The following is a 3,504-nucleotide window of genomic DNA, read 5'->3' on the forward strand; positions in this document are numbered from 1 at the left end:
CTCCGTGGCCAGTGCCCCGGAGCGCGCCGCCGAGGCCCGTTCAGAACCTCAGCGCCCACCCGTCGAGGTACCCGGTGTACCCGGCGAAGGCGTCGAACACGCGCAGTTTCCACACCCCGCCCGCCGTCTCCGAGGAGGCGTCGACCGAGTACAGCCCGACGAGATCGCTCTCGCCCCAGCCCGTGTACTCGTCCTTGACCGGGTACACCGTCCCGTCGGGGGCGATCAGGTCGACCCGCAGGGTCCCGGAGTCCGGGTGCTTGAAGTACAGCTCCACGTCCAGCGAGGCGGGAGCGCTGCCCGGGACCCCGCTGACCGTGATCGGGGACTCGACGGTCTCCAGGTCCCCGACCGGGAAGTCGGCGGTGTTCGCGAACCGTTTGCCGGGCACCCGGTTCGGGACGCCGCCCACGTAGAGGGCGCGGTCGGGGGAGCCCGGTCCGGCGTCGAGCACCGCGCCCGTGGTGGCCGAAGCCGTCAGGGCGGCCGCCACCTGGGCCGGGGTGTCCGTGCGGTGGCCGGCCAGATGGAGCGCCGCCGCGCCCGCCACGTGCGGGGTGGCCATCGAGGTGCCGGACATGACGGTGCTCCAGTCGTCACCCCAGTAGACGGCCGAGGTGATGGAGTCGCCGGGGGCGAACAGGTCCACCAGCGGGCCGAAGTTGGAGTACGGGGAACGCGCGTCGTGGTCGCCGACCGCACCCACCGTCAGGGCCTGGGAGACCCGGGCCGGCGAGTGCCCGGAGGCGTCGATGCCCTGGTTCCCGGCGGCCACCGCGTAGGTGATGCCGGAGGCTATGGACCCGCGCACGGCCGCGTCCAGCACGTCGTCCGGGTCCCCGCCCAGGCTCATGTTGGCGACGGCCGGCTTGACGGCGTTGCGGGTGACCCAGTCGATCCCGGCGACCACCTGCTCGGTCGTGCCCTCCCCGTACCAGTCGAGCACCCGGACGGCCACCAGCTTCGCCCGCTTGGCCACCCCGAAGGTGGTGCCGGCGAGGGTCCCCGCCACGTGCGTGCCGTGCCCGTGCGAGTCGTCGGCCTCGAAGTCCTCGTCGATCGCGTCGTAGCCGTACGAGGCGCGCCCGCCGAAGTCCTGGTGGGTGATGTTGATCCCGGTGTCGATGACGTACGCGGTCACCCCCTGCCCGGCCGAATCCGGGTACGTGTAGGAGTCGTCGAGCGGACCCCTGCGCTGGTCGATGCGGTCCACGCCCCACGAGGGCGGGCTCGGCTGGGTGGAGTCGAGCCGCAGCCGGCGGTTCTGCGCGACCCGGGCGACGGCCGGATCGGCGGCGACCCGCCGGGCCTGGCGCTCGGTCATCCGCGCGGAGAAGCCGCTCAGCGCCGAGTCGTAGGTGCGGCCGATCGTGCCGCCGTGCCGTTCGACGACGGACCGGCCGAGCGCGGTACGGGCCCCCGCGCGGGCCGGATCGAGGACGACGAGGTAGCTGCCGGGAACGGCGTTCGAAGCACCGGCGTAGAGGACGGAACCCTCGGCGGGCGCGGCCGAGGCGGCGGACGGCAGCGTCTGGGCCCCGAGGGCGAGCGCGGCGGCGAGTGCGAGGACGAAGCCCCGTAAATGAGGTCTGGTGGCCATCCGCTCACGGTGGGGTGCGCGGAGCAGGGCGCACAAGGGCGCACCCGCCGTCGCTCCGGCGAAATGACCGGACGGCCGAGGGACGTGTGGCCGGACGGCCGATGTGCATCCGAAACGGATCCCTGCCGCAAATGCCGCCGGGGACCGGCCGGTTGGGGTGAACGCTACGGGACTGGGGAAGGGATGCGGAACCGGCTAAGGTGTACGCCCATCAAGGTCATGCACCGCAAGCCGACCAGCCCAAGGAGCGACCCCGTGACGATGCCCGCCCCGTTCCCCCATACCGCCGGCCCCCTCGCGGACCGGGACCGCGGCCCCGCCGACGGACCGGACCGCGGCCTCTCCGCCACCGTGGTCCCGCCCCGGATCGCGGAGCCCCGAGAGGTGGCACCCGCGGACGCGCGCGAACTGTCGAGACTCTTCTTCCGCCGGCTGCGCGAACTGGAGGAGGGCACCCCCGAGCACCGCTACGTCAGGGACACGCTCGTCGAGATGAACTGCTCGCTGGTCCGGTTCGCCGTCCGCCCCTTCCGCGGCCGCGGCGACGGGGGAGACCTCGAGGACCTCCTCCAGGTCGGCACCATCGGCCTGATCAAGGCCATCGACCGGTTCGACCCGGACCGCGAGGTCGAGTTCGCCTCCCTCGCCATGCCGTACATCACAGGTGAGATCAAGCGGCACTTCCGCGACACCACCTGGGCGGTCCGCGTCCCGCGCCGGCTCCAGGAGCTGCGCATCGACCTCGCCAAGGCGAAGGAGGACCTGACGGCGGTGCTCGACCGGCCGCCGACCGTCGCGGACCTCGCCGCCCACCTCCGGCTCACCGAGGAGGAGGTCATCGAGGGGATCGTCGCCGCGAACGGCCACACCAGCGGCTCCCTCGACGCCCCGCACAGCGAACGCGCCGACGGCCGCACCGAGGGCCACAGCCTCGCCGAAACCATGGGGGCGGAGGAGCCGGCGCTGGAACGCGTCGAGGACATCCAGACCCTGGCACCGCTGCTGGAACGGCTCACCGACCGGGAGCGCCGCATGCTGGCGATGCGCTTCGGCGAGGAACTCACCCAGGCTCAGATCGGCGCCGCCCTCGGCATCTCGCAGATGCAAGTCTCGCGCCTCCTGACCCGGGTGCTCGCGCACCTGCGGGCCTCGATGCTCGCCGACCCGGAGCGGCCCGGAGCCGGGGCCCCGCAGCAAGTGGAACCGGGCTGCGCCGGCGCCGCCGAGCGCGCGGGTGGCGACGTACCGCAAGTGACATGACTCACTTCACCGTTTGCGATGGTTAAGCCGGGGCAGTAGCGCTGCTGGAGCGGACCCGTCCGCCGGCCGCAGCGGCCGGGGCACGGGCGACGGGCGGATCCCGTCGCGCTCCACGGCCCGCCGGACGCACAGACGCCGGTGGGCCGTTTCCGGTACGACCCGTGAGGTGTATGTGTCCACGCTCATAGCCGAGCACGTGTACAAGGTCTTCGGCAAAGGACCCGACAACGGCGCGGCCGTCGCCACGGCGGTCCGCGCACTCGAAAGCGGTGCCACCGACCGCGAGGAGCTGCGCGCCGAAGGAACGACCGCCGCGGTGATCGACGCCTCCTTCCGCGTCGAGCCCGGCCAGATCTTCGTCGTCATGGGCCTGTCGGGATCGGGCAAGTCCACCCTGCTGCGCATGCTCAACGGACTTCTGGAGCCCACCGCCGGACGCATCCTCTTCGACGGCGAGGACCTCACCGCGCTCTCCGCGCGCGAGCTGCGCCGGGTACGCTCCACCAAGATCAGCATGGTCTTCCAGCACTTCGCGCTGTTCCCGCACCGCGACGTGCTGGAGAACGCCGGATACGGACTCGAGGTCCAGGGCGTCCCCCGGGCCGAGCGCGAACGGCGGGCCGCCGAGGCGCTCGCCCTGTGCG

General features: G+C 72.8%; 3 protein-coding genes. 2 read left to right on the plus strand and 1 reads right to left on the minus strand.

From position 1 onward, the window contains the following. Nucleotides 1-40: 40 nt before the first annotated feature. Nucleotides 41-1,600 (minus strand): S8 family peptidase, encoded by a 1,560-nt coding sequence (locus ACWGDE_RS37350; protein WP_453393529.1) that lies wholly within the window; start codon nt 1,598-1,600, stop codon nt 41-43. Between the two features lie 261 nt (nt 1,601-1,861). Between ACWGDE_RS37350 and ACWGDE_RS37355 the strand changes: the two genes are divergently transcribed. Then, nucleotides 1,862-2,860, plus strand: coding sequence for a SigB/SigF/SigG family RNA polymerase sigma factor (locus ACWGDE_RS37355; protein WP_453393531.1), 999 nt, complete (start codon nt 1,862-1,864; stop codon nt 2,858-2,860). 172 nt (nt 2,861-3,032) lie between these two features. Continuing rightward, nucleotides 3,033-3,504, plus strand: a 472-nt coding sequence (locus ACWGDE_RS37360) for an ATP-binding cassette domain-containing protein (RefSeq protein ID WP_453393530.1), incomplete at its 3' end; no start/stop codon positions are given.

This window comes from Streptomyces sp. NPDC054956 (assembly GCF_053609185.1).